Here is a 24,556-nt window from a genome sequence, read left to right on the forward strand (position 1 = left end):
CGATGCAGGAACCGACGTTCCTCATCTTGACCGCCCTCGGTGATCGGCAAGGCCGTGGTGCGGTATTGGCCGCTGTCTCGGGTCTATCTGTTCTCCCGGCCTGACGTTTTCGACAAGGTCAAGTAGAGCGGGCTTTTTGGGGGGTTCGTTTTGGGGTGCGTCGCGCTGTTGGTCGTTGGCACGCCGGAGAGGGGCCGCGCGGTTCCTTCAAGGGGCCAGGGCGCGGATGGCTTCCGTCAAACGCCGCGCCTCGTTCCGGTCCACGGCAAGATCGATGGGCTTGCCCTTCTTCCAGGTCGTGAGCGGCTCGCTCGGTGGCTGGTCGATGAGCGCGGTGATCGGCGGCAAGGCCTTGGCGACTGGTTGGGCGAATACCGCCGACGTCACCCGTACGAGGCCACGCAGCGGTTGCTTGAAGGACTCGTGTAGTCCGGTCGCGACGAACACCGGGTTGTACAGCACGTACTTCGTGCGCCCAGAGGCATAGGCTGCCCCCAGCAGTTCGCTGGCCTTGGCTCCCTGCATGGTCGCGGTGATCGCCCGGTAGCTGTTCTTCAGTTGGAGGTCGTCCCAGTGGATTCGGCCGCCCTGCCCGGCACCGCACAGGTTGATGATCACCGGTGTCGGTGCGTTCTCCAGCGAGTCGCGCAGTCCTTCGGCCATGAGCCAGCGGTTGAGCACATAGAGAGCGAAAGTGTGCTCGAACCCCTCCTCGGTCTCCACCCGTGCCGAGTTGAACCGGAACGCGGCGAGCACAAGTGCGTCGATCACCGGGTGCTCGGCGTTGAGCCGTTCTGCTAGGTCTCGGGTCTGGCGGAGTGAGCTGAGGTCAGACCTGATGAAGCGGGCCTGCGGAGCCGCCTCGCGCAGGCGGCGTTCGCCCTCTTCGCTGCTGCCCACGGCCACGACCTGGTCGCCCCGTTCGGTGTGGTGGCGGGCCAGGGCTTTGCCGATGCCGTTCGTGCCGCCGGTGATCACAATGGTTCTGGGCATAAGTTGAGGCTCTCCTCAAGTTGAGATGGTCCTCAACTTAGCTAGGCTTGCGGATATGCGCAAGGACGCCGTTCAAAACCGTGAGCGCCTCCTGCGGGCGGCCCGGCAGCTGTTCGCGGACCATGGGCTCGACGTACCGCTCGAAGAGATCGCCCGTTCGGCCGAGGTCAGCATCGGGACGCTCTACAACCGCTTCCCCACGCGGGGCGCCCTCGTGGAGGCGGTCTTCGAGGATCGAAGGGCGACCGTGGCCGAGCTGGCTGAGCAGGCGCTGGCGATGGACGACGCCTGGGACGGGTTCGTCGCGTTCCTGACCGGCGTGTGCGAGCTGCAGGCCGCCGACCTCGGCTACAACGACCTCGCCGCACGGGGGGCGGCAGTGGACGGGGATCGCGGGTACGGCCTGATGCGCGAAATCCTCGAACGCGCCCAGCGATCCGGGGACCTGCGGGGCGACATCACACTCGCCGACCTGGCCTTCGTGCTCTGGGGTGTGGCGGCGACCGTCAAGGCCACGTACACGGTGGCGCCAGGGGCCTGGCGGCGGCACCTCGCCCTGGCCCTGGACGGCCTGCGCGCCGTCGCGGCCCGGCCCCTGCCCGCCCCGCCGATGTCCACCGAACAGACTCGCGCCGCGATGCGGACGTGCTGACGTTCGCCTGGCCCTGCTTGACCTGTGACGGAGTGACCCGCTACGAGCCTGATTCGCAGATCATCATGCCGGTGGCGATTTGATTCGCGAGAATTAACCGCGCGAAATAAATTGCCACCGCTTCGCGTGCAAAGTCGTGAACAGCGCGTCAAGTATTCGTCAATCCGTTGCTGAATGCCCTCGCCCATCTTGTGGATGCCGACAAGACCTGGGAGAGAGGGCAACGGGAAAAATGACCGAGCAGACATTCACCGTGGAGCAGGGGTCGGGGACGAAACTCCTCGCCACCGATGGATTCCTCGCGCTGCTGTTCGCGTGGGCCGATGAGAATCTCGACACGATCGCGAAGTTCTGGGCCATGCCCGGGGAGGGATGGGAGGACTCGCTGAGAACCGCCCTGTCGACCTACATCGAGGGCAAGCATCCGTGGGCCGATCTGGGGGCCCCACAGACCCGCGCCGTCTACGTGACCAAGAAGCCGAAGCCCAAGCAGGCCGACTTCGTCCTCAATGGCACCGTGGCCGGCTCCAGTTCGGACAAGGTCATCGTCGAGGTGAAGACCCAGTCGCTCGGCCGGCTCAAGGACTTCAAGAACGACTTCGAGGCCGACATCGCCAAACTCGACGAGGTGGACACGGCCCACACCGACTGCGCCCGCCTGGCCCTCGGCGTGTTCTTCACGTCGGACTGGACCCAGTCGAAGAAGGAGAAGGGGATGACCGTCCCCGCGGAGAACGCAGAGGTATCGACCAGCTTCACCGAATGGCTCGACGAATACGATCACGTCTATTTCTCGGAGACGTACAAGCCGATCAAGCGAGCCGCTGGAACGCAGACCGATGCGCAGAAAAAAAAGGCCGGGGCGATTTACCGGGAGAAGAAGAGCACGACCGGCGTGAAACCGCCTGCGGGCGCGGTCGAGCTGGCGAAATGGGACGTCCACGAGCTCGGCATCGTCTACAAACTGCTGCCCTCGAAGAAGGACGTGCAGGAGGCTCTTGAGCGGGCCCGCCTGGAAGCCGAGCGGGCCCGCCTGGAAGCCGAGCAGGCGCAGCAGGAGGACGAGGAATCCTCTGACAGCATCTTCGAGACGCCGTCGAGCAAGCGCAAGAATGACAGTACGTCTGGTGGCTTGACCAAGAAGCAGAGAAAGTAAGCCTGTCGGCGTGGTGAAGGCCCTGCCTCGGGACTACGGCAGGGCCTTCACGTTCGGCGGGGTTACAGCCCGGTCATCCTGAACCTGAGGTTGTATTCGTAGTAGCTGTCATGGGTGCCGGAGACGATGCCCCCGACGATGACGGACTGGCCGGTGGACAGCCCGGCGCAGTCGGAGCCGTACACGATGATCGTGCCGAGGTTGTAGCCGGACTTGACGATCGGCGGCTGGACCTCGCGCAGGTTCCAGGCCAATGACGAGGAACTGCTGAGGTTGACGCTCGCGTAGTCGAAGTCCACCGGGTCGGCGTCGCTGCCGGCGTTCATGTTGACCCAGGAGTTGGGGAAGATTCTGGACCCGACCTCGAGCCTGAGCTCGTCCTTGCCGTCGACCTCGTCCACGGCGGACGCGTCGAGGTCGTAGAACGCGACCGAGCAGTTCGCGGCCGCGGTGGTCGCGCCGGCGGGCGGGGCCGCGACCAGCACTGCCGGGACGGCCAGTCCCGCCGCCAGGGCGAGAGCGGGGATCAGCTTCTGAGAGCGCATACTGCTTCTCCTTTGGAGAGGATCGCGTCTCGCGGCTGTCGCGAAACACGGCATCAGAGTGGGGCCGGCAGCGTGAGCACATCGTTAGAGCGCTGGTCAGTGGCGTAGAGCACGTTCCGTGCACGCCCTTTTGCGTAGTCGCGCGGCCGGGACGCGCCTACCGTGCTGCAGTTATGGGAGACACGCTGACCCTGCTGTTGCTGGGCTCGCCTGAGCTGGCCGTCGGAGCGCGGCCGGTGGGCATCCGCTCCGCCAAGACCCGCGCCCTGCTCTGCTATCTCGCCACCACGCCGGGCCCGCGCCCGCGCTCCGAGCTGGCCGCGCTGCTGTGGGGCGAGCGGCCGGACGCCAACGCCCGCGGCAGTCTGCGCCTGGCGCTGTCGGAGCTGCGCAAAGAGGTGGGCGGGTGGCTGGACATCACCCGCGACCACGTACGGTTCCGCCCCGGCGGCTGCTACGTGGACCACGGACGCCTGGCCGAGACGGCGACCGTGGCAGAGGCATTGCGGTTGTGGCGGGGCGACTTCATGGACGGGGTGTGGTTCTGCGACGCCCCGGCCTTCGGCGGGTGGCTGGAGTCGGAGCGCGGGCGGGCCCGGCTGCGGCTGCGCGAGCTGCTGCTGCGCTCCGGCTCCGCGCCACCGGCCGATCTCGTACGGCTGGCACGCCTGGTGGCCGGGCTGGACCCGTACGACGAGGAGGCGCACCGCCTGCTGATGGCGGCCCTGGCCGCGGCGGGCAACCGGGCGGCGGCCCTGGCCTGCTACGACGACCTGCGGCTACGGCTGGCCGACGACCTGGGTGTCGAGCCCGCGCCGGAGACCGCGGCGGCCAGACGGCGCCTGATCACCCAGCGGACAGCCGTCCGGCGCGCGCCCCTGCCGGTGCCCGGCACGGACCTGTACGGCCGGGAGGCGGAACTGGGGCGGCTGCGTACACTGCTGGCCGCCGAACGCCTGGTCACCCTGCTGGGCCCGGGCGGTGTCGGCAAGACCCGCCTGGCCATCGCCGCCGCCTTGGACTCGGCCCGTTTCGTCTCCTTCGCCGGGGTACGCCCGGAGGCAGCCGTCACCACACTCGCCCGCCGCCTCGGCGTGGACCTCACGCCGCAGCGCCCCGCTCTGGACCTGCTCCTGGCGGCGCTGGCCCGGCAGGAGGTCCTCCTGGTGCTGGACAACCTCGAGCACCTGCCCGCCTTCGACGCGGTCATCGGGCGCGTCCTGCGTACGGCCCCCGGCGTGCGGGTCCTGGCGACGAGCAGGCGGCGGCTCGACCTGCCCGGTCAGGTGACGTACGAGGTGGCGGGCCTGCCGGGACCGGCGGCCGAGGCCCTGTTCGCGGCCAGGGCGACGCGGGCGCAACCGGCGTTCGACGCCGACCGGGACGCCGCCGCCGTGGCCGCGATCTGCGCCGCCACAGGCGGTCTGCCGCTGGCCATCGAGCTGGCGGCCGGGCTGCTGCGGGCCGTACCGCCCGCCGAACTGGGCCGCCACCTCGGCGTGGACCCCGGCCTGCTGTCGGCCGCGGGACCGGCGGCCCGATCGCGGCACGCCTGCATGCGTACGGTGTTCGAGACCTCCTGGCGGCTCCTCGACCCGGCCGGGCAGAAGGCGCTGGCGGCGCTGGCGGTGTTCGGCGGCGGCTGCACGCTGCCCGCGGCGCTGGAGGTGGCCAGGGCCGGGCCACACGTGCTGGTCCGCCTGATCGACCAGAGCATGATCGAGCTCACCCCCGCCGGACGGTACGTCATCCACCCGCTCATCCAGCAGTTCGCCGCCGCGCACTTGTCGCCGGGCGAGCGGCGGGCGGCGCGGGAGCGGCACGCCGCGTACTTCTCGCACCTGCTCGACCGGCACGCCGCCGCCCTGCAGGATGCCTCGGACGCGGAGGTGACCCGCGTGCTGGGGGCGGAGATGGACAACATCCGGCTGGCCTGGGCGGTGTCCGGGGAGCCCGGGTTCCTGGACAACTATTGGGTGTTGTGCCTGCGGCTGCGGCTGTACGAGGAGTCGGGGGCCGTCGTACGGCTGCATCTGGCCCGTACGCCCGAGGCTCCCCGCCTGCGGGCGCGGTGGTTGCGGATGGCGTGCGTGAGCGAGCATCAACTTGCCCGGGAGCGGGAGGCGTACCGGCTGGTCAGGGCGGCACTCGACACGGTAGGCAGGCCGCTGCCGGCCTCCCGGCCCGGCCTGGTCGCCGCCACCCTGACGGCCGCCGCGCGCCAGATCCTCCATCGGGTCCTGCCGGTGCCCCGGTCCGAACGGGACGCCGAGGTGGCGCAGGCGCTGACGTTCCTGGCACGGCTGGCCTATCACCAGCAGGACGTGCCTACGATGCTGGCGGTCTCGTTGCGCCAGCTCAACGCCGCCGACCGTACCTCCGCCCCGGACCTGCGCGCGGAGGCGTACGCGAACTTCGCCACCATCGCCCGCGTCGCCGGACGCCACCGCCTGGCCCATCGCTACGGCGCGCTCGCCGACAGGGCCCTGACGGGCATCGCGCATCCCACGGAGCCCGCGAGCCGCGCCCGCCTGGCCCGGGGCCTGGACCAGCTCTCGGCGGGGGAGTTCGAGGCGGCCCGGGGGTCGTTCGCCGAGTGCCGGGTCAGGACACTGGACCCCCGGGTGGCCGAGAACTGCGCGGGCATGCTCGCGGAGACGGCGCTCTGGCGGGGCGACTTCGAGCAGGCCGCGAACCTGTACGCCGCCACGGCGGAACAGGCGGCGAGCCGGGTCGGCGGCGACATCGGCCGCCACTGGTGCCTGACGGGCCAGGCCGAGGCCCTGCTGCGGATCGAGGGGACCAGCCTCGATCGGGTCGCCGAGGTGCTGGCGGCGGCCCGCGCCTCGACCGAACGCCGGCGCGCCCACGAGCAGCGGCTCGGCCTGCGGGACGGCGCGGTCATGCCGGTGATCCAGGAGCTGCGCCTGCTCACGGCCTCGGCCCGCCTGGTCGAGACTCGTTCGATGGCGGACGATCCGCGGGAGGCGCTGGCCCGGGCGCTGGATCTGGCCGCCCGCCTGCCGAAGGCCCAGCGCGGCATGCTGGAGTGCTGGTCGGGGCTGGCCGAGCTGCTCTGCCACATGTCCCCGGACCCGGACCCCGCGACGGCCCGGAGGCTCCACCGGCACCTCGCCGAGTACCAGGCCCGCCATCCGGGAGCCGCCGCCCGTATCGGCTGGGCCCGCGCGCTCGTCCTGGCCGCCGCGGGCGAACGGCGGGCGGCGGCGAAGGCCGCGGAGCAGGCAGTACGGGCGGCAGAACGCCTGTCGGCACCGTACGACCTGCGCCGCGCCCAGGAGGTGGCCATTCGGCTCGCACCGGCCAGACGCGACACTCACCATCGTTCGTTATAATGAACGTAGAGTTCGCCAATCTTTCCTAATGAGGGTTGTCATGCAAGTCCCCGCCTACTACGCGGACACGTACGAAGAGCAGGCCCATACCCAGGTCACCGCCATAGGTGCGCGCGACGGCGCGCCGTGGGTGGCGGTCGAGCACTGTCTGTTCCATCCGCAGGGCGGGGGCCAGCCCGCCGATCGCGGGTGGATAGACGGCCACGAGATCGCCCCCGTACGGGACCACGACTCCGGGCTGGTCGTGGCCATGGCCTCCGGCGCGGCCACGCTGCCGCTCTTCTCGCTCGGGCAGTCGGTCGAGGTCCGCATCGACCTTCCGTCGCGCATCGCGCATGCCGCGCTGCACACGTCCGGCCACCTGATCGAGGCGGCCGGACGGGCGCAGGGCTGGGTGCTGGCCGCGAACAACCACTTCCCCGGCCAGGCCCGGATCGAGTTCACCGCACCGCGGCCCGACGCCCGCCTGGAGACCCCGGAGGGCCGGGAGGACGCCACCGAGGCGCTGCGGACGGAGGTCGCCAAGGCCATCGCGCAGGACCTGCCCGTGACCTGGGAGAACGACGCCGAGGGGCACCGTATCGTGCACCTGGCCCATCTGCACTCGGCTCCGTGTGGGGGGACCCACGTGCACAGCCTCGGCGACCTCGCCGACGTCGTGCTGCCCACGCTGAAGGTCAAGAAGGGCCGGATCCGCGTCTCCTACAGCGCCGCCCACCGGGAACGCTGATGGCACCCACATCCGGCGACCGCCGGCCCGCCAGCAGCACGGCGATCGCGGTTGGGGCGCAGATTCGCCAGCGCCGTGAGCAGCGCGGCATGAGCAGTGCCGAGCTGGCCCGCCGGGCGGGTTTGAGCAAGGCGACGCTGTCGCAACTGGAGGCCGGGCGGGGCAACCCGACCATCGAGACCCTCGACGCGCTCGCGATCGCCCTGCGCATCCCGCTGACCGACCTCCTGGCTCGCGACACCGATCCGGGGCCGGTGTACGTACCGGGCACCGATCTGGCCGCCGGCGAAGTGGGACGCGAGCTGCTGCGCCGTATCAGCAGCGGCAACAGCCTGGAGATCTGGCGGCTGCGCATGCCCGCCGGCACGCACCTGGACGGCGTGCCGCACGCGACCGGCACCATCGAGCACCTGCTCGTCTCCTCCGGCCACCTCACCGCCGGACCCGCCGATGCCCCCACCGACCTGCGCTCCGGTGACCTGCTCGCCTTCGCGGGAGACGCCCCGCACATCTACCGCACCGGCCCTGATGCGGCCGACGTCACCGTCGTCATCGCCTCGCCCATCATCAGCTGAAAGACATCCCTGAACATGAGCTCGAGCCGGCGCATCGCTTCGTCGACGCTGATGCCGTATCTCGTGGTCAGGTAGTCGACGGAACCGGCAACGTTCGCCGGCCGTCGAGGAGCCGGTGCGGCCGGCCTCCAAATCGCTCTTCTTCGCACGTGAATTCTGCCTCGTCGGCGGTGACGAGTCCTTTCTGCGCACTCTGTTCAGTGGACGCTGTCAGAAGGAAATGGATTCCGACTGAATGCAGTCCGGGGGCAGCGTGTAGCCGATTAACTGGTAATTCACTGCGGCATGAGACCGTGTAGGCGATCGGCTGGCTTTGTCCGCAACGCCTTCCATATCTCGGCCATCAGCGGCCACCGATAGCCGGCACACCGCGGCAGGTATTCGCAGCAGAAAGCAGGAACATGAAAGCCAGGAACGTCTTGCGCAAGTTCGGCATGACTTTGGCAGCGGGCGCGGTCGTGCTGACCGCGGCACCCGCGGCGAGCGCCGACACGACCCCCACCCCCGCTCCGGCGGTCGGCACGTTCAAAAATCTAGCCGACTACGTGAAACAGCGCGACGCCGCTCGCAAGGCAGCCCGCGATAGCGGAAGTATCTTGCGGCCCTCATGCGGAGAGGGTGTGATGAGGCTCAAGGCCAACGACCTTTATGTCAGCGCCGAACTCGAATACACGGGATCCGCTTGGGGCATGCTCCGTGCTCGGGCGACCGCCTCCGGTCCATGGGAGAGGTTCAGAGTCTGCTATGACGGAACGTCCGACACCATCTATTCGGTGGGTGCCCAGCGGTATGTGAGCGCCGAGGTGGAATACACGGGCACTAATTCCGGCATGCTCCGGGCACGCGCGGCCACCATCGGACCATGGGAGAGGTTCCGTCTCCAGTGCGGGTCCATCTATTGCTCCATGAGGTCTCTCGCCAACGACAGACTCGTGGCCGCCGAGGTGAACTACACGGGCGCCGATTTCGGCATGCTGCGGGCGCGTTCGACGACCACCGGGGACTGGGAGCTGTTCTGGTGATCGACTGATCATGGCCTGGGCGATGACCAGGCGGCCTGAGCTACGGCTGCACCCATCAAACCCGCAGAAGGGTGACCTGGCGGCCGGACGGGGTGGTCGCCTCCTCGAATCCGCCGCGTTCCTTCCAAGCCGGGGCTTCGGGGCGCCGGTCGAAGATCACCAGCACGCCGGTGGTGAGGGTGAGGCGGTCCAGGTAGCGGTCGAGCTGCGCGAGGCCGTCGGGCATCGGGTCGTTTTCGCCGGTTCGCCAGACCTTCAGTTCCATGGCTTCCCGTTGCACCTGCCGTTCGCCTTCGGGGCCGGTGTAGGGCCAGCGGACCAGTACGTCCAGGCGCTTGGTGCCGGCGGCGTACTCCCGGTCGAGGTGGCCTCCGCCGTTGACGAGGCGGTGCAGGAAGGCCATGAGGATGATCTGGCAGGCGGCCTCGTGGTAGCCCTCCTGCCGGATGAGGACTTCGCCGTGCTCGCGCCAGAACACGACGAACTCCTGCAGCAGGCGCGGCAGGTCGAAGCGGCCGTCCGGCAGCACGAAACTGTGCGGATCGGCCATCACGTACGATTCCGACGGGGCACCCAGCACCCGCAGGATGACCTCCCGATAGATCGGGTTCGCCACCTCCAGCAGGGCTTTCTGCTTGACCAGGCCCAGATCGCGGACGTAGGACAGGTCGTCGTCGAAGGTGGAGTCGACGTCGGGGAAGTCCCCGGCCAGGATGGGCTCGATCACCCGCTTGACCCGCGGCTCCCGCAGCCGGGCGACCAGCGAGTCCAGATGCATGACCCGCTTTCGGATCAACCGCTCCTTGGCATCTTCCACCTGACCGGCGGTGATGGTAATGGTCTTCCCCATCTGGAGGATGGTCTCAAAGGCGAGGGCGTTGACCAGCCACGGTTGTCCCTGGGTCAGCTCGAAGACCCGGTCCACCGCATCCTTGATGAACTCCTGGCCGGTCGCCTGTGTGTGCTGGTCGTACAGCTCGACGATCTCGTCGGCGGTGAAGTCGCCCAGGCGCAGCGACTCGGTGATGATGTTGAACGGGCTGGCCGGGTTGGACCGGCCGGGTTCGCCGCCCGAGGCGACCTTGTAGTCACGCAACCCGCACAGCGCGACGGATGTGGGGAACGGCTGGCCTCCCGGCCGTGCGTTGTGACCGTCGCGGAGCTGGCTGAGGATGCTGACCATGCTGTTGCCTTGCAGGGCGTCGATCTCGTCGAGGAACAGCACCACCCGGCGCGGGCAGCGGTGGCACCACTCGGTCAGCGCCGAACCGAACCTGGTGCCAGCCGGGGCCTGTGGCCAGGGATTCGGCGGCAGCAGCTCCTCTGGCCATCCCGACCACTCGGCGGCTTGGCGGAGGGACTTCAGCAGGATCGTCTCCGCTGCGGCGTAGTCGTCGCCGGCCGCCTTGGCGCGCTCGCAGGAGAGCATCAGGGCGGCGGTGTCGCCTTCGGCGGTCAGTTCGGCCGCCAGGGTGCGCAGCGCGGTCGTCTTGCCGGTCTGCCGGGGCGCGTGCAGCACGAAATAGCGATCCATCTCTATGAGCACCCGTGCCTCGGGGAGCCGTGGCGTGGGGGGCAGCATGTAATGGCGTCGCGGGTCGCAGGGGCCGGTGGTGTTGAAAGATCTCGCTCGGGGTGGCCGCATGGTCACATTCTGTCATCGACTTGTCACTCGCGTCCGGCCAGTCGGAACCATGTCAGGGGGTCGGTGACGGTGATGTGCTCCAGGTGGTGGATGAGCACGTCGATCGGGGATGATGGCCCGCGAATGCCCGCAGTTGTCCCACCCCCTGAGAACGCTTCGGCCCTGGACCCGGCTAAGGGGCGGTAGCCCAGGCGAAGGCCGTGCTTGTCTATAGCCAACCGGGTTTCACCAGGCCGGATTCGTAGGCGATGACGACGAGTTGGGCGCGGTCGCGGGCGTGGAGTTTCATCATGGCTCGGCTGACGTGCGTCTTCGCCGTGGCGGGGGACATGAAGAGGTCCGCGGCGATCTCGTCGTTCGTCTTTCCGGTTCCTACCAGTGACAGGACCTCGCGTTCGCGGTCCGTCAGTTGGTCCAGGTGGTGGTTGGTGGCCGAGGGTTCCTTGGCGCGGGTGGCGTACTCGGCGATCAGGCGGCGGGTGACGCTGGGGGACAGGAGGGCTTCGCCGGCCGCGACCACGCGGACCGCCTGGATGAGCTCCGCCGGCTCCGTGTCCTTGACGAGGAAGCCGCTGGCGCCGCCGCGCAGGGCCTCGAAGACGTACTCGTCCAGTTCGAACGTGGTCAGGATGATGACGCGCGGGCCGGGTGGCATCTGGCGGGTGGCGGCCAGGCCGTCGGTGCCGGGCATGCGGATGTCCATGAGCACCACGTCCGGCTCGTGCTCGCGTGACAGGCGTACCGCCTCGGCGCCGTCGGCGGCCTCCGCGACCACCGTCATGTCGGGCTGGGCATCCAGCAGGGCCTTGAAGCCCGCCCGGACGAGAGCCTGGTCGTCGGCCAGTACGAGCTTGATCATGAGGTCTCCTCGGGGAGGGGCAGTGTGGCCTCGACCTGGAAGCCGTTGCCTGCCGGGCCGGCGGTCAGGGTGCCGCCGAGGGCTGAGGCGCGTTCGCGCATGCCGGGGATGCCGTTGCCGCTGCCTGCCTCCGTCAGTACGGCCGGTTTCGTCGCGCCCGTGTCCGTGACCAGGATGCCCAGCGCGCCTGTGCCGTACTCGAGCCGGACCGTCACCCGGGATCCGGGCGCGTGGCGGGCGGCGTTCGTGAGGGCTTCCTGGATGATCCGGTACGCGGCGCGCTCGAGCTGCGGCGGCAGCGGCCGGGAGCCGACGCGTTTGAGTGTCACGTCCAGGCCGGAGCGCGCCACGAGTTCGTCGAGGCGGTCGAGCCCGGCCGTGGGGGAGCGGGGGGCGCCTTCGCGCAGCACGTTGAGGACTGAGCGCATCTCGCCGAGGACCTCCTTGGAGGCGGACTTGATGGTGGTCAGGGCGGTACGGGCCTGCTCAGGCTGATCGTCCATGAGATGCAGGGCGGTGGACGCTTGGACGTGGATCAGCGAGATGTTGTGCGCCAGTACGTCGTGCAGCTCCTGCGCCATCGTCAGCCGCTCCTCGCTGGCCTGTCGCCTCGACTCCTCCTCGACGACCCGCTGGTGCTCGGCACGCCGCTCACTGCGGATCCTGACCAGCTCGGCGATCACCATGAACAGCAAGATGAACGCGGTGATCGCCAGCGTGTGGAAGATCCAAAGGGTCTGGTTGCCCCCCAAAGAGGCATAAATCAGGAAAACGGCGAGCGTGACCCCCGAGAGGATCCATGCGACCAGCCGCCGCCCACTGACGATGAGCGACCCGAGCATGTATATCGGCGCCAGAAAAACCGGCCCATACGGGTAGCCAACCACCACATACGCATATGTCGCCAAAAGAGTGACGACAGTCGAAAGAACGGGGAATTTCCGGCGGGCCACAATTGCCACCGGCCCCACCAGCAGCAACACGTACGCCAGCGAATCCAGCGGTGCCCTGAACCCCCGCTGCCCCCAGGCCGCCCCCTGCGACAGCACCACCTGGATCACCGCGACGACCAAAGCGACGTAGACGTCGTTTCCCGGCTTCTTTCGCACCCCCCAACGCTAGGCCACCCGCTTGACCTGCGCATCATCCTCCGGCCGCAGGGGGCCCTACCACGATGGGCGTACCTGGGCCATCGTGGACACATGCGCCGAGTGATCGTTCCTGCAGCAGCAGCAATCCTCATCTCGCTGGCCTCCACCCCAGCACTGGCCGCTCCCACACCGCAGCAGAAGGCCCCCGTCGCCGAGGGGTACGGCGGTGCGGTCGCCACGGTGGACTTCGACGCCAGCAAGGCCGCCATCGCCGTACTCAAGCAGGGCGGCAACGCCATGGACGCGGCCGTCGCCGCCGGCGCCGTGCTCGGCGTGACCGAGCCCTACTCCTCGGGCCTGACCGGGGGCGGCTTCATGGTCTACTACGACGCCCGCAGCCGCAGGGTGGTCACACTGGATGGCCGCGAGACCGCCCCGAAGGCCATGACCGCCACCACGCTGGAGGGCATCCCGTTCGACGAGGGCGTCACCAGCGGCCTGTCGGCCGGCATCCCCGGCACGCTCGCGCAGTGGGATGTGGCCCTGCGGAAGTACGGCACGCTCTCGCTGAAGCAGGCGCTCCAGCCCGCCGTCGAGGTGGCGTCCAAGGGCTTCGTCGTCGACCAGACCTTCTACGACCAGACCGCCGCGAACCTCGCCCGCTTCAAGGACATCACCTCCACCGCCAAGCTCTACCTCCCGAACGGCGCCCCGCCGCCCGTCGGCTCAGTCTTCAAGAACCCCGAACTCGCCGCCACCTACCGCGAGCTGGGCAAACGCGGAATCAGCTGGCTGTACGACGGGCAGCTCGGCAAGGAGATCGTCGCCACGGTCAAGCAGCCGCCCGTCACCCCCGGCGCCACCCGCAACGTACGTCCGGGCCTGATGGAGCTGTCCGACCTGCGCGCCTACCGGGTGCTCCAGCGCGACCCCACGCGCGTGGACTACAACGGCATGCAGGTGTACGGCATGGCGCCCCCCTCCTCAGGCGGCTCGACCGTGGGCGAGGCGCTCAACATCCTGGAGGCCCTGCCGAGCGTGGGCCTGCACGAATATCTGGAGGCCTCCCGCCTGGCCTTCGCCGACCGCAACAAGTACGTCGGCGACATCCCGAACGTGCCGCTCAAGGAGCTGCTGTCCGACGGCTTCGCCAAGGAACGCGCCTGCCTGATCGGCGACAAGGCGATGGCCAACCCCGCTCCCCCCGGCAACCCCGACGGCAGCTATGAGGCGTGCGCCACCCCGGCGGGCACGGCCACGGCGACCACCGACGAAGGCCCCGAGACGACCCACATGACCATCACCGACCGGTGGGGCAACGTGGTCGCCTACAACCTGACGATCGAGTCCACCGGCGGCAACGGCATCGTGGTCCCGGGGCGCGGGGTGCTGCTCAACAACGAGCTCACGGACTTCACCTTCGGCCCCGCCCCCGGTGACCCGAACCTGCCGGCCCCCGGCAAGCGCCCGCGCTCGTCGATGGCGCCGACGCTGATCTTCGCCCATGGCCGGCCGGTGCTGGCGGCCGGTTCGCCGGGCGGCTCGACGATCATCACGACCGTGCTGCAGATCCTGGTCAACCGCTTCGAGCTGGGCATGAGCCTGCCCGACGCGGTCGCCGCGCCGCGGGCCACGCAGCGCAACACCGAGCAGACGCTGGCCGAGCAGGCCTTCCTCGACAAGTACCGGGCGGAGCTGGAGGCGCGCGGGCACAAGCTCGCGCTGACCACGGAGATCGGCGCGGCCACCGCGCTGGAGTTCCTGGGCCGGGGCAAGGTGCAGGCGGTCGCCGAGCCGGTTCGGCGGGGCGGCGGCAGCGCCCTCGTAGTGAGACCGGGTTAGTAGATCAGTTCGTACGCGCCGGGCTTCATCTTCCGGGTACGCGCCCAGTACTCGAAGGTGAAGCCCGGCCACAGCGTCCGGTTCACCCCGTGCTCGTCCAGATACCAGGACCGGCAGCCGCCCGCGTTCCACACCAGCGGGTCGAGCCGTTCGCGCAGCCGCCGGTTGAACGCCCGCTGCCGTCCCGGCTTGACGTCGATGGCCCTGGCCTGGGTTTTCGAGAGCAGCCGCAGGCAGTCCATCACGTAGCGGACCTGCGACTCGATCATGAAGACGACCGAGTTGTGGCCGAGGCCGGTGTTCGGGCCGAGGAGGAAGAACAGGTTCGGGAACCCGGCGGTGGAGATGCCGTAGTAGGTCTCGATGCCGTCCTGCCAGGCGTCCTGGATCTTCAGCCCGTCGCGGCCCACGATCCGCTGCCGCTGGAGCGCCTCGGTCACCTTGAACCCGGTGCCGTAGACGATCACGTCCACCTCGTGCTCGACCCCGGCGGCGTCGACGATCGAGTGCTCCCTGATTTCGGCGATCCCGTCGGTGACCAGCGAGACGTTCGGCCGGGTCAGCGCCGGATAGTAGTCGCTGGACAGCAGGATGCGCTTGCACCCGATCGTGTAGTCGGGCGTCAGTCGCTCACGCAGCTCCGGGTCGGGGATCTGCCTCTCCAGGTGCTTGAGCGCCGATTGCTCGGACGCCTTCATCAGCTTGGGGTCGAGGGTGAAACCCAGCGCCCTGGTCTCCAGCAGCCAGTAGATGGCGTTGCGGACCGTCCTGGCGGCGCCCGGCAACCGCATGAGCCGCTGTGCCCGGGGTGAGAAGCTGAAGTCCGGCTTGGGGTGGATCCAGGGTGGCGTGCGCTGGAACACGGTGAGCCGCGCCGCGCGTTCCGCGATCCGCGGCACGAACTGGATGGCCGAGGCCCCGGTGCCGATGACCGCGACGCGCTTGCCGGTCAGATCGACCGAGTGGTCCCACTCGGCGGAGTGGAAGGCCGCCCCCGCAAAAACCTCACGTCCCGAAATTTCGGGGAACGATGGGATGCGTAGGGCGCCGATGCCCGACACCACGGCATTCGTCCGCAGGGTCTCGCCGTCGTCCGTGGTCACCGCCCACCGGCGGTCGAGGTCGTCGTACTCCAGCGCGATGACGCGCTTGCCGTACCGGAAATGCGGGGTTATGCCATGCTTCTCGCCGCACGCCCGCAGGTAGTCCCAGATCTCCTCCTGCGGGGAGAACATCCGCGACCAGCCGGGATTGAGATCGAACGAGTAGGAGTACATGGGCGACGGCACGTCGCACGCGCAGCCGGGATAGGTGTTGTCGCGCCAGGTGCCACCCAGGTCGGCGGCCTTCTCCAGGATGACGAAGTCGTGGTAGCCGGCGGCCTTGAGCTTGATCGCCATGCCGATCCCGGCGAAGCCCGAACCGATGATCACTATTCCTGGCTCGTCCACTGCTCCTCCGCATTATTAGACGACTTGTCCAATGTAATGAGAGGCGTCCAGGTCCGTCCAGGGTGACCCATATCACACCGACTGGTCGGTATGTTACCTGCTCTCAGGGCACACGAAAAGCGCCGAGAGCGGGTGGCCGTCGGCGCTCTGAAGTGCGCGGGATTAGCGCAGGAGCAGGAAGGCCGCGACGCCGATGATCACGACGACGGCGATCACCGCGACGATCGGCAGAATGGGGGACTTCTTGCTCGGCGCCGCCTCCTGCTCGGACCGCTGCGCGAACGCGCGGAACTGCTGAGTGTTGCCGGCAGGGTCGATATGCTGGTCAGACATGCCCAGCAGCTTAGCGTGATCGTCTGGTGCGCTTGCCGCTTTTGGTGTGATCTGTGGACATGGGCTGATTAGGGGACCGGCCTGGTGGCCGGATAGCTTTGAAGCATGCTCCGGACCCTGTTCTCCCCACGCGTGGTGGGGTTGCACCTGCTGACGATCGGGGTCCTCATCGCGTTCATCCTGCTCGGGCGCTGGCAGCTCGGCGTGTTCCAGGATTCCGGCAAGCCGCACGCGGTCACCGATCCCGCCGCCGTCGGCGTCGCCACGCTGTCCCAGGTGGGCGCGCAGCTGACCGGGCCCGCAGTGGGCCGCAAGGTCTCGGCGGAGGGCGTCTACGACGCGCCGCGCCAGTTGCTCGTGGCCGACCGGCCGGCCGACGTCGACGCGCCCGGCGGCAACGTCTCGCGCGACGAGGGCTACTGGGTCCTCACGCCGCTCCGGCTCGACGACGGCACGCTGGTGCCGGTCGTCCGCGGCTGGGTGGCCAAGGCCGGCGATCCGGCGGCGGCCGTGCCCGGTGGCAAGGTCGCGGTGACCGGCCGGCTGCGCCCGTCGCAGGGCACCGACAGCGTGCAGCGCCGCACCGAGGGGCTGCCCGCGGGGCAGGTGCAGACGGTGTCCACCGGTGAGCTGATCAACCTGTGGAGCGGGCAGAAGGTGCGCAACGGCTATGTCGTCGCCCAGCCCGCCTCGGGGCCGCTGACGCCGGTGAAGGTCCGGCCGCCGGTCGTCGGCGGGGAGTTGACTTGGCGTAATCTCGCTTATGCCGCCAACTGGTGGATCTTCGCGGGGTTCGCCGTGTTCATGTGGTTCCACTTCGTACGCGATGCCGTGCGAGCGGATCGTGATCGGGACAGTGGCAAGTCCCCTGAGATGGTTCTGGAAGGTTAACGGTGGAATCGGCTCTGAAGCCCTTCCGGGTGCTCGCCTACATCGTCGGCGTGATGCTGCTCGTGCTCTGCGTGGCCATGGTGCTCCGATACGGCTTCGGCATCGTGGGCCTGTCGAAGATCGTGGCGCCCATCCACGGCTTCCTCTACATGATCTACCTGATCACGGTGATGAACCTGGGGATGAAGGCGCGCTGGAGCTGGCCGTACATGCTGGGCATCATGCTCGGCGGCACGGTGCCGTTCCTGTCCTTCTACATCGAACGCCGGGTGACGAGCCGGGTGCACACGGCCCTGGCCGCGGCGGCGGCCTGAGGCCCCGCCGCGTGCCCGGCTCGGGTTGGGTTCAGCTGCCGATGCCGCGTCTGCGGGCTCGCTTGAGCCGCTCGCGCTGCGACGGGTCGAGCATCAGGTAACCGACCACCGGGGCGGCGACCACGCCGAGGACGACCAGCAGGGTGAGCCAGCCGGGCAAGAAGATCAGCGAGAGCAGAACCGCGGCGCCTGCGCCGATGGCGTACTTCTGGACTGGTGACATCCTCAACTTCCTCCGTACGCGGAGCGCGCGCCCCGCCTCTCCCATTGTGCGTCTTGAGTCCAACGAGTGGACCATCCCGGTGGTTCCAATCGCGATGTATCTCAAAACAGGTCCGCCACGGCCTTGAGGTCCTTGCGGAGCGCGTCCGGCCCCGGCCGGTGCGCCGGGAACCCCGACAGCAGGCGGAACAGTACCGGCGCCAGCGCGCCCGCCTTGGCCAGCGGGGCGCCGGGCGCGGGCGGATGCCCCTCGACGGCCGCGAACAGCGTGGCGCCCAGCGACCACAGGTCCGCCGCCGGCCCTGGCACGCGTTCTGGCGCCGTGTAGGCCGGGATCGTCGCCGGCATCACGGGCGCGTGCGACACCGGCGCGGGCGCGGGCGTGGTGGCCAGCGTGGCCCGGCCGGCCGTGTCGATCAGGACGTTGCCCGGCTGTACGCCGCCGTGATGCGATCCCCGGGCGTGCAGGTCGGCCAGCTGGTCGAGTACGGCCAGCCCGATCTCGGCCACCCGGGCGGGCGGCAGCGGCCCGGCCGTGGCGAGGACGTGCCCGAGCGTCTGCTCCACGGCCAGCCGGTCGAGCATCCCGGCCACCACGTCGACCGGCGGCGGTCCGGAGGGCTCCAGCATGGCCCTGACCAGCCATCGGAAGGCGTCGGTGCTTTCCGCGGGGGCCCGCCCCGGCGGCCGGCCCTCGACGGCGAAGTGCAGCGTCGCGGCCATCGACCACATGTCGGCGGCCGGCCGCATGCCCAGCCCCGGCAGCCCGAACCCGGTGAGCACCGCCCGGCCCGTCGAGGTGAGCAGCACGTTGCCCGGATTGACCCGCCCGTGCACGATTCCCGTGTCATGAGCGGTCCGCAACGCCGACAGCAGGCACACGCCCACCCGGGCGGCCTGCTGCACGGGCAAGGGGTGCCGCGAGTCAACGGTCTGCTCCAGCGAGGTGCCGGAGACGAACTCCATCACCAGCCACGGCTCGCCGTCCTCCACCACCACGTCGAGAACCGGTACGACGGAGGCATGCCGGAGCCCGGCGGCCCGCCGCGCGTCCTGCAGCGCGGATCCGCGTAACTCGGCGGGCACACGTAGCTCCCTGACCGCGACGTCACGATGTTCTACCTCGTCGAATGCCAGTCGTACGGAACCCGTGCCCAAAGGGTTCAGCAGCCGGTAGCGACCGGCGAGCTTCTTGGTCTCTCCCATCCCGAGGTGCACGATATCGCCACGTTCTATGGCAAAGCCATGGGCTAGGCGTTGGTTCCCGACAGCCACTTTTCATGCGCGTCGTGAACCTTCCCGAACAGGGCTTCTTTCTCTTCTTGACTAACGTCGTCCAGGTGCAATCCGAACACGTCGGACAACGCGGAGTAGTAGTCACGAGCCGTGTGGAGGGTGATGGAATGGGCGCCGTTGCCCACGCGCGACAGGGCGAGCCCGCGGAGGAGGTCCACGCCGGAAGCGTCCCGCCGGGCGACCGTCGCGACCCGCACGAAACCCGACTCCCGCGACGTCGACAGGTGATGATGCATCGCAGTAAAAGCTGACATGTCGGTCGGGGCGGGGTCGAAGTCCATGCCCGGGAACGAGCCGCTCGGGTCGTGGTCGAACCGCCAGCCTCCCGGCGCGACCTCGGAACGCCGCAGGCCGTACGAGAAAGGGCCCTGCCGGTAGACGCCCGCGACCAGCGGGAGCGGCTCGTGCAGCGCGTCGCCCAGCCCGAGGTCGGCCAGCCACTCGCCGCCCGGATTGTCCTCGGACGGCAGCCCGCGAACGGTGAGCACCAGGTGGTTGGCGGTGATGCCGGGCGCGCCGTTGGGGACCTGCACGCCGCCCACGTGCCTGGTCACGTCGTAGTTGAGCGTCATGAGCAGCAGGGAGAACGCGCCGTTCAGGTGGTAGCAGTAGCCGCCGCGGCCGCCGATGATCCGCCCGGCCGACTCGACGGGATCGACCGTGGTGGGGCGGCCGAGCCAGATCTGCAGCGCCTCGTACGGGACCCGCTCGATGTGCGCGACGTGTAACCGGCGCAGGTTCTCGGCCGTGGGCGGGGCGGTCAGCAGGTCGGGAAGCCCGAGGCGGCGCAGGTATCCGTCCGTGTTCACCGACCAAGTCTGCACCGGATATGCACAGATTGGGGAGTGCCGTCTGCACAGCCCCCTTCTAGGCTTTCGTCCGTGGCAGAGCAGCGACGCATCCTCCTGGTCGAGGACGACGAGACCATCGCCCTGGCCGTACGGAACCGGCTGGCGGCCGAGGGGTTCGACGTCAGGGTGGCGGGGGACGGGGAGACGGCCCTGACCGAGTACGGCAGGGCGGAGCCCGATCTGGTGATCCTGGACCGGCTGCTGCCGGGACTCGACGGGCTGGAGGTGTGCCGCCGGATGCAGGCGGCCCGGCCGGTTCCGGTGCTCATGCTGACCGCGCTCGGTGAGGAGACCGACGTGCTGGTCGGGCTCGGGGTGGGCGCGGACGACTACCTGGCCAAGCCGTTCAGCATGCGCGAACTGGTGGCCCGGATCCACGCGCTGCTGCGCAGGGTCGAGCGGGCCGTCCAGCTCGCCTCCGAGGACACGGTGATCAGGGTGGGCGAGGTGGAGATCGACACCGCGGCCCGCCGGGTGTTCGTCCGCGGCGCCGAGGCGCAGCTCACCAGGACGGAGTTCGACCTGCTGCGCCGCCTGGCCGAGCGGCCCGGCCAGGTCTTCGAGCGCGACCGGCTGCTGTCGGACGTGTGGGGCTTCTCCGAGGCCGCCGCGACCAGGACCGTGGACAGCCACGTACGCGCGTTACGCCGCAAGCTCGGCTCCGGCGTCGTCCGCACGGTGCACGGCGTCGGCTACGCGCTGGTCCGCCGATGAGGCAGCCGCTCGACTTCCTCGGCCGTATCAAGGTCAAGCTCGGCCTGGTGATCGTGCTGGCCGTGGGCACCGCCTTCCTGGTCAACGAGGTCGGCATCAACTCCGGCCTCTCCCGGCCCATCCGGATCGCCGTCGCGCTGGTCCTCGCCCTGATCATGGTGCAGGTGCTCGCCATGGGCATGACCAAGCCGCTGCGCCAGATGGCCAGGGCCGCCCAGACCATCGCCAAGGGCCGCTACACGCTGCGCGTCCGCGCCACCTCGCGCGACGAGGTCGGGGAGCTGGCCAGGGCGTTCAACGCGATGGCGGCCGACCTCGGCGAGGTCGACCGGCAACGGCGCGAGCTCGTCGCGAACGTCAGCCACGAGCTGCGCACCCCCATCACCGGCCTGCGCGCCGTCCTGGAGAACGTCGTGGACGGCGTCTCCGCGGCCGACCCGGTCACCATGAAGACCGCGCTCGCCCAGACCGAACGGCTCGGCCGGCTCGTGGCGCAACTGCTCGACCTGTCACGGCTCGACTCGGGCGTACGCCTCATGGAACCGGAAGCGGTCGAGCTCGCGCCGCTGCTGGAGCAGGCCGTACGCGAGGCCGCGCTGGCGCGGGAGGACGTCCGGCTCACCCCGGTGGTCCCCGCCGACCTCGTCGTACGCGCCGACCCCGACCTGCTCGCCCAGGTCCTGGCGAACCTGCTCGACAACGCGGTACGCCACAGCCCGCCCGGCGGCTCGGTCACCGTGACCGGCGCGCCCGACGGGGACGGGGTCCGCATCACCATCGCCGACCAGGGGTCGGGGATCCCCGCCTCGGCGCACGGGCGGGTGTTCGAGCGCTTCTCCCGGTTGGACGCGGGACGGACGGCGGACGGCGGGGGTGCTGGGCTGGGGTTGGCGATCGTGAAGGAGATCGTCGAACTGCATGGCGGTTCGATCCGCATCGACGACTGCGCGGGGTGCCGCATGATCGTCGATCTACCAGGGAGGACCATCATGGCGGATACGCCATTAGAACCTGTTTCGGGGGCCGGCGAAGGGGTGCCGTCCGTTGCGGCGGGTGATCCTTTAGTCGAGTCGGAGGTTCTCGCTGCGGCGGTCGGTGGGGTTGAGCCGGGTCTGTCTGAGGTGAGGGCCGCTGGGGCTTCTGGCGCTGGGGATGCGGAGGCCGTGCCGGAGACTGAGACGGCGGTGCTCGCGGCTTCGTCTTCTCAGGAGCCGGAGTCGCCGGTCTCGTCCGCTCAGCCGGTCCCGTCCGCTCAGCCGGTCCCGTCGGTCCAGCCGACCTCCTCGGTTCTGTCGGACTCCTTGGCGCAACTGGTCGCGCTGGCTCAGCCGGTGGCCTCGGGTCAGCCGGTCGCTCCGGGTCAGCCGGTCGCTCCGGCTCCGTCGCGGGGTCTGTCGGGGGTTTCGCCGGCACCGGCCCAGGCGGCCATGTCGGCGGTGCCGGTGTCTGATGGGCGGCTCGGGCGGATGGTCGGGGGAGGCGTCGTCGGGCTGCTCCTCGGGTTCCTGGTCGGGCTGTTCGCGGCCGTGTTCGTCAGTGTGGCCTCGGGCAGCGACACGGCCGCGCTCATCACGCTCGTGCTGGTCACCGCGCTCATCGGGGCCGTCGGGGTGTCTCTGGGGGCGGGCACCGGGCGACGGGCTGCCGGTGCCTTGCCGTACCAGCCCGCTCAGGGTCGGCCGCCGGGCCAGCCGTACCAGGGGCCGGGTCAGCCTGGTCCGCAGGTTCACGGGCCGCAGGTGTACGGTCCGCAAGTGCCTGGTCCGCAAGTCCCTGGTCCGCAGGTCCCCGGACCGCAGGGGCACGGGCCGCAGGGGCACGGGCCGCAGTCACCGCCTCCGCCGTACGTCCCGCCGCCGCTCTTCCCGCGCCCCGACCTGCCCGAGACGCCGCGCTGGCTACTGCCGGCGGCGGCGGGGGCCGGCGTGTTCACGGCCGTGGCGTTGCCGGACGCGCAGGTGGGCCTGGGCATCGTCCTGGTCACGATGGTGCTGGGCGCCGCGGCGCTGCCCGCGGTGTTGCGGCGGATCACGCCGTGGACGGTGCTGTTCGGCCTGACCGCCTACTGGCTGATCGCGATGGCCGCCGTGCGGGACGCCGACTGGCTGGTCGGGATCCTGTTCCTGGCCGGGTGCGGGCTGCTGGCGCTGGCCGTCTCCGGGGCGGGGTTCGGCTGGCTGGGCGTGATCAGGGGCGGCGTGTCGGTGCTGCTCGCGCTGGGGCCGGTGCCGTGGTTCCTGGCCAAGCCGCTCAAGCGGCTGACCGCCAAGCGGCGCATCCTGCCCATGGTCGCGGCCCTGGGCATCACGGCGGTGTTGCTGGTGGTGTTCGGGCTGCTGTTCGCCTCGGCCGATCCTGTCTTCGCCACCTACCTGGAGCGCCTGACCGCGACCCCGGACTGGGCCGAGTCGGTGCCGCTGCGGATCTTCCTGCTCGTGGTCGGGGCCGTGCTGCTGGCCGCCGTGGTGCTGGTCGCGCTGCGGCCCGTGGTGGATCCGATCGGGCCCGAGGTCAAGTTCGGTGTGTCCAGGAGCATCTGGGTGGTGCCGCTGACCGCGGTGAACCTGCTGTTCGCGGCGTTCGTGGCAGTACAGATCACTGTGCTGTTCGGCGGCGACTCCTGGGTGCTGAAGACCGCCGGCCTGACCTACGCCGAGTACGCCAGGCAGGGCTTCTTCCAGCTCGTCGTCGTCAGCGTGTTCGTGATGTGCATCGTCGCCGTCGTGGCCGGGCTGCTCCGGACCGAGCGGCGCGAACGCTGGCTGCTGGCCGGCCAGCTGGGCGTGCTCTGCGCCCTCACCATGGTCGTGCTGGCCTCCGCGCTGCATCGCATGGACCTCTACACCGAGGCGTACGGCCTGTCCCGGCTGCGCCTGTCGGTGCAGGCCACGGTCTGGTGGCTGGGCGCGCTGTTCGCCCTGGTCATACTGGCGGGCGCGGCTCGGCTGGCCGGTCGCGGCTCCGGCTGGCTGCCCCGCACGATCGTGCTGGTCACCGGGCTCGGACTGGGCGCGTTCGCGATCGTCAACCCGGACTTCCAGGTGGCCCAGACGCAGGTGGTGGTACGCGGGCCGGCCAAACTGGACGCGGACTACCTGGGCGACCTCGGCGCGGAAGCCGTACCGGCCCTGGACCGGCTCCCGGAACCGCAACGCAGCTGCGTACTGACCGACGTGATCAAGGCCAACGGCCTGAACCAGCCGGACGCGTGGAACGGCTGGAATCTGGCCAGGTCGCAGGCCCGCGAACTGCTCGCCAAGCGCCCGGTCGCTACCACGACCACGGGCTGCGACCGCCCGGAGCCCCGGATCTCCGACTGACGGCCGGTGGTCCTAGCAGTGGGGATTGGCGGCCCGGTAACCGTGCTTGAACGTCTTCGACCGGCCCTTGAAGTGCCCCTTCACACACCGGTGGAACCTGGCCGCGTCCGCGGCGCCCCGTCTCTTGCCCTGGTGCCTGGACTGGGCGCGCCCGGATGTACCGCCCCCGCCACAGCCGGCGTGCTTCCGGCCCACCGCCCAGCCGACCTTGTAGCCGAGTTTGTAGTCCGGCTGGCCTGAGGCCGGGTGTTTACCTGGGCGGGAGGGCTGACACCGGACGCCGTTGGCGTAGCCGTCGGAGTAACCCTTCGCGCAGCCCTGGCCCTTGTCGTCGCACGGGTTCAGCCGTGTCGACAGGGCCGCCGTACGGGTGGCCGGGACCGCCGCGGTGAAGCCCTGAGGCAGGGCGAGGGCGGCGACAAGAGCCGATCCTAGGACGACGAGCGCGCCTCTTTCGATCATGACCTTCTCCGTCTCCGGCGAAGAGCACGGCCATGTGTCCCGCCTCGAGCAACGAGCGTCTTGAGGTAATTCCCGCTCATATAGTGGACAAATAGCCATGTAGCGCATTAACCATCTCAAGCTTGATCAAAAGTGATCATGTTCTGTTTTGTCGGCCGTTCGAGTCGGCGACAGTCGCCGGACGGGTTTCCCGGGTTGGACCGCAGCCGCGCGGTACCTGCTGGATCATGTTTAAT

At 69.6% G+C, this 24,556-nt stretch carries 23 protein-coding genes; 11 read left to right on the plus strand and 12 right to left on the minus strand.

Annotated features, from left to right (window positions below):
• Positions 1-207: 207 nt before the first annotated feature.
• A complete protein-coding gene (locus AB0L53_RS31345; protein WP_364001365.1) occupies positions 208-993 on the minus strand; it encodes an SDR family NAD(P)-dependent oxidoreductase in 786 nt (261 codons plus the stop codon).
• Between the two features lie 55 nt (positions 994-1,048).
• Here AB0L53_RS31345 and AB0L53_RS31350 point away from each other — a divergent pair, with 55 nt between their 5' ends.
• Both AB0L53_RS31350 and AB0L53_RS31355 read left to right on the plus strand, forming a co-directional pair.
• Positions 1,049-1,645: a helix-turn-helix domain-containing protein gene (locus tag AB0L53_RS31350; RefSeq protein ID WP_364001368.1), complete on the plus strand. Its 597-nt coding sequence runs from the start codon at positions 1,049-1,051 to the stop codon at positions 1,643-1,645.
• Positions 1,646-1,781: 136 nt separating this feature from the next.
• Positions 1,782-2,801: a hypothetical protein gene (locus AB0L53_RS31355; protein WP_364001370.1), complete on the plus strand. Its 1,020-nt coding sequence runs from the start codon at positions 1,782-1,784 to the stop codon at positions 2,799-2,801.
• A 62-nt stretch (positions 2,802-2,863) separates the two neighbouring features.
• Here AB0L53_RS31355 and AB0L53_RS31360 read toward each other — a convergent pair whose 3' ends face one another.
• Positions 2,864-3,346, minus strand: a complete 483-nt coding sequence (locus tag AB0L53_RS31360) for a hypothetical protein (RefSeq protein WP_364001373.1) — start codon at positions 3,344-3,346, stop codon at positions 2,864-2,866.
• Positions 3,347-3,519: 173 nt separating this feature from the next.
• Between AB0L53_RS31360 and AB0L53_RS31365 the strand changes: the two genes are divergently transcribed.
• From AB0L53_RS31365 to AB0L53_RS31375, 3 genes are read left to right on the plus strand one after another with little or no spacing between them, the layout of a single operon-like run.
• Entirely contained in the window at positions 3,520-6,702 is a 3,183-nt protein-coding gene (locus AB0L53_RS31365; RefSeq protein ID WP_364001376.1) for a BTAD domain-containing putative transcriptional regulator, read from the plus strand.
• 40 nt (positions 6,703-6,742) lie between these two features.
• Positions 6,743-7,432 carry a hypothetical protein gene (locus AB0L53_RS31370; protein ID WP_364001379.1) on the plus strand — a complete coding sequence of 230 codons (690 nt, stop codon included), beginning with the start codon at positions 6,743-6,745 and terminating at the stop codon, positions 7,430-7,432.
• A complete protein-coding gene (locus AB0L53_RS31375; RefSeq protein ID WP_364001382.1) occupies positions 7,432-8,007 on the plus strand; it encodes an XRE family transcriptional regulator in 576 nt (191 codons plus the stop codon). Before AB0L53_RS31370 ends, AB0L53_RS31375 begins: the two co-directional genes overlap by 1 nt.
• A gap of 343 nt (positions 8,008-8,350) precedes the next feature.
• Here the strand turns inward: AB0L53_RS31375 and AB0L53_RS31380 are convergent, their stop codons facing one another.
• A complete protein-coding gene (locus tag AB0L53_RS31380) occupies positions 8,351-8,500 on the minus strand; it encodes a hypothetical protein (RefSeq protein ID WP_364001384.1) in 150 nt (49 codons plus the stop codon).
• A gap of 127 nt (positions 8,501-8,627) precedes the next feature.
• Here AB0L53_RS31380 and AB0L53_RS31385 point away from each other — a divergent pair, with 127 nt between their 5' ends.
• Positions 8,628-9,029 carry a hypothetical protein gene (locus AB0L53_RS31385; protein ID WP_364001387.1) on the plus strand — a complete coding sequence of 134 codons (402 nt, stop codon included), beginning with the start codon at positions 8,628-8,630 and terminating at the stop codon, positions 9,027-9,029.
• Between the two features lie 55 nt (positions 9,030-9,084).
• On the opposite strand, the gene AB0L53_RS31390 is transcribed toward AB0L53_RS31385, so the two are convergent.
• The 3 genes from AB0L53_RS31390 to AB0L53_RS31400 all read right to left on the minus strand — a co-directional run bounded on the left by AB0L53_RS31390 (position 9,085) and on the right by AB0L53_RS31400 (position 12,642).
• Positions 9,085-10,674, minus strand: a complete 1,590-nt coding sequence (locus AB0L53_RS31390; protein ID WP_364001390.1) for an AAA family ATPase — start codon at positions 10,672-10,674, stop codon at positions 9,085-9,087.
• Between the two features lie 208 nt (positions 10,675-10,882).
• A complete protein-coding gene (locus AB0L53_RS31395) occupies positions 10,883-11,533 on the minus strand; it encodes a response regulator transcription factor (RefSeq protein ID WP_357647582.1) in 651 nt (216 codons plus the stop codon).
• On the minus strand, positions 11,530-12,642 hold the full coding sequence (locus AB0L53_RS31400) for a sensor histidine kinase (protein ID WP_364001394.1): 1,113 nt from the start codon (positions 12,640-12,642) through the stop codon (positions 11,530-11,532). The genes AB0L53_RS31395 and AB0L53_RS31400 overlap by 4 nt, the downstream gene beginning before the upstream one ends.
• 93 nt (positions 12,643-12,735) lie before the next feature.
• Here AB0L53_RS31400 and ggt point away from each other — a divergent pair, with 93 nt between their 5' ends.
• On the plus strand, positions 12,736-14,466 hold the full coding sequence (ggt, locus tag AB0L53_RS31405; protein WP_364001398.1) for a gamma-glutamyltransferase: 1,731 nt from the start codon (positions 12,736-12,738) through the stop codon (positions 14,464-14,466).
• Here ggt and AB0L53_RS31410 read toward each other — a convergent pair.
• Together AB0L53_RS31410 and AB0L53_RS31415 are read right to left on the minus strand one after the other, a co-directional pair.
• Entirely contained in the window at positions 14,463-15,917 is a 1,455-nt protein-coding gene (locus tag AB0L53_RS31410) for an NAD(P)/FAD-dependent oxidoreductase (protein ID WP_364001401.1), read from the minus strand. The two genes, ggt and AB0L53_RS31410, sit on opposite strands and share 4 nt — an antisense overlap.
• A 162-nt stretch (positions 15,918-16,079) precedes the next feature.
• On the minus strand, positions 16,080-16,250 hold the full coding sequence (locus tag AB0L53_RS31415) for a hypothetical protein (RefSeq protein ID WP_357941520.1): 171 nt from the start codon (positions 16,248-16,250) through the stop codon (positions 16,080-16,082).
• A gap of 105 nt (positions 16,251-16,355) precedes the next feature.
• Here AB0L53_RS31415 and AB0L53_RS31420 point away from each other — a divergent pair, with 105 nt between their 5' ends.
• Together AB0L53_RS31420 and AB0L53_RS31425 are read left to right on the plus strand one after the other, a co-directional pair.
• Positions 16,356-17,141, plus strand: coding sequence for an SURF1 family protein (locus AB0L53_RS31420; RefSeq protein WP_364001404.1), 786 nt, complete (start codon positions 16,356-16,358; stop codon positions 17,139-17,141).
• Positions 17,142-17,143: 2 nt separating this feature from the next.
• Entirely contained in the window at positions 17,144-17,455 is a 312-nt protein-coding gene (locus AB0L53_RS31425; protein WP_357941524.1) for a DUF3817 domain-containing protein, read from the plus strand.
• Between the two features lie 31 nt (positions 17,456-17,486).
• On the opposite strand, the gene AB0L53_RS31430 is transcribed toward AB0L53_RS31425, so the two are convergent.
• The 3 genes from AB0L53_RS31430 to AB0L53_RS31440 form a co-directional block, all read right to left on the minus strand.
• Entirely contained in the window at positions 17,487-17,678 is a 192-nt protein-coding gene (locus tag AB0L53_RS31430) for a hypothetical protein (RefSeq protein ID WP_357941526.1), read from the minus strand.
• A 101-nt stretch (positions 17,679-17,779) separates the two neighbouring features.
• On the minus strand, positions 17,780-18,883 hold the full coding sequence (locus AB0L53_RS31435) for a protein kinase (RefSeq protein WP_364001409.1): 1,104 nt from the start codon (positions 18,881-18,883) through the stop codon (positions 17,780-17,782).
• A 44-nt stretch (positions 18,884-18,927) separates the two neighbouring features.
• Complete coding sequence (locus AB0L53_RS31440) at positions 18,928-19,782, minus strand: arylamine N-acetyltransferase (RefSeq protein WP_364001412.1); 855 nt, start codon at positions 19,780-19,782, stop codon at positions 18,928-18,930.
• 72 nt (positions 19,783-19,854) lie between these two features.
• On the opposite strand from AB0L53_RS31440, the gene AB0L53_RS31445 reads away from it, so the two are divergent.
• Positions 19,855-20,538, plus strand: coding sequence for a response regulator transcription factor (locus AB0L53_RS31445; RefSeq protein ID WP_364001415.1), 684 nt, complete (start codon positions 19,855-19,857; stop codon positions 20,536-20,538).
• Positions 20,535-23,858 (plus strand): DUF4153 domain-containing protein, encoded by a 3,324-nt coding sequence (locus tag AB0L53_RS31450; RefSeq protein WP_364001418.1) that lies wholly within the window; start codon positions 20,535-20,537, stop codon positions 23,856-23,858. The genes AB0L53_RS31445 and AB0L53_RS31450 overlap by 4 nt, the downstream gene beginning before the upstream one ends.
• A gap of 12 nt (positions 23,859-23,870) precedes the next feature.
• Here the strand turns inward: AB0L53_RS31450 and AB0L53_RS31455 are convergent, their stop codons facing one another.
• Positions 23,871-24,320: a hypothetical protein gene (locus AB0L53_RS31455; RefSeq protein WP_364001421.1), complete on the minus strand. Its 450-nt coding sequence runs from the start codon at positions 24,318-24,320 to the stop codon at positions 23,871-23,873.
• Positions 24,321-24,556 lie beyond the last annotated feature (236 nt).

Source organism: Nonomuraea sp. NPDC052129 (assembly GCF_040680095.1).
Lineage (GTDB): Bacteria > Actinomycetota > Actinomycetes > Streptosporangiales > Streptosporangiaceae > Nonomuraea.

Coding starts and splice junctions, on each gene's coding strand:
- AB0L53_RS31390 (WP_364001390.1), bottom strand. CDS start 10,674: ATGCGGCCACCCCGAGCGAGATCTTTCAACACCACCGGCCCCTGCGAC.
- AB0L53_RS31395 (WP_357647582.1), bottom strand. CDS start 11,533: ATGATCAAGCTCGTACTGGCCGACGACCAGGCTCTCGTCCGGGCGGGC.
- AB0L53_RS31370 (WP_364001379.1), top strand. CDS start 6,743: ATGCAAGTCCCCGCCTACTACGCGGACACGTACGAAGAGCAGGCCCAT.
- AB0L53_RS31450 (WP_364001418.1), top strand. CDS start 20,535: ATGAGGCAGCCGCTCGACTTCCTCGGCCGTATCAAGGTCAAGCTCGGC.
- AB0L53_RS31375 (WP_364001382.1), top strand. CDS start 7,432: ATGGCACCCACATCCGGCGACCGCCGGCCCGCCAGCAGCACGGCGATC.
- AB0L53_RS31420 (WP_364001404.1), top strand. CDS start 16,356: ATGCTCCGGACCCTGTTCTCCCCACGCGTGGTGGGGTTGCACCTGCTG.
- AB0L53_RS31345 (WP_364001365.1), bottom strand. CDS start 993: ATGCCCAGAACCATTGTGATCACCGGCGGCACGAACGGCATCGGCAAA.
- AB0L53_RS31365 (WP_364001376.1), top strand. CDS start 3,520: ATGGGAGACACGCTGACCCTGCTGTTGCTGGGCTCGCCTGAGCTGGCC.
- AB0L53_RS31430 (WP_357941526.1), bottom strand. CDS start 17,678: ATGTCACCAGTCCAGAAGTACGCCATCGGCGCAGGCGCCGCGGTTCTG.
- AB0L53_RS31435 (WP_364001409.1), bottom strand. CDS start 18,883: ATGGGAGAGACCAAGAAGCTCGCCGGTCGCTACCGGCTGCTGAACCCT.
- AB0L53_RS31415 (WP_357941520.1), bottom strand. CDS start 16,250: ATGTCTGACCAGCATATCGACCCTGCCGGCAACACTCAGCAGTTCCGC.
- AB0L53_RS31360 (WP_364001373.1), bottom strand. CDS start 3,346: ATGCGCTCTCAGAAGCTGATCCCCGCTCTCGCCCTGGCGGCGGGACTG.
- AB0L53_RS31350 (WP_364001368.1), top strand. CDS start 1,049: ATGCGCAAGGACGCCGTTCAAAACCGTGAGCGCCTCCTGCGGGCGGCC.
- AB0L53_RS31455 (WP_364001421.1), bottom strand. CDS start 24,320: ATGATCGAAAGAGGCGCGCTCGTCGTCCTAGGATCGGCTCTTGTCGCC.
- ggt (WP_364001398.1), top strand. CDS start 12,736: ATGCGCCGAGTGATCGTTCCTGCAGCAGCAGCAATCCTCATCTCGCTG.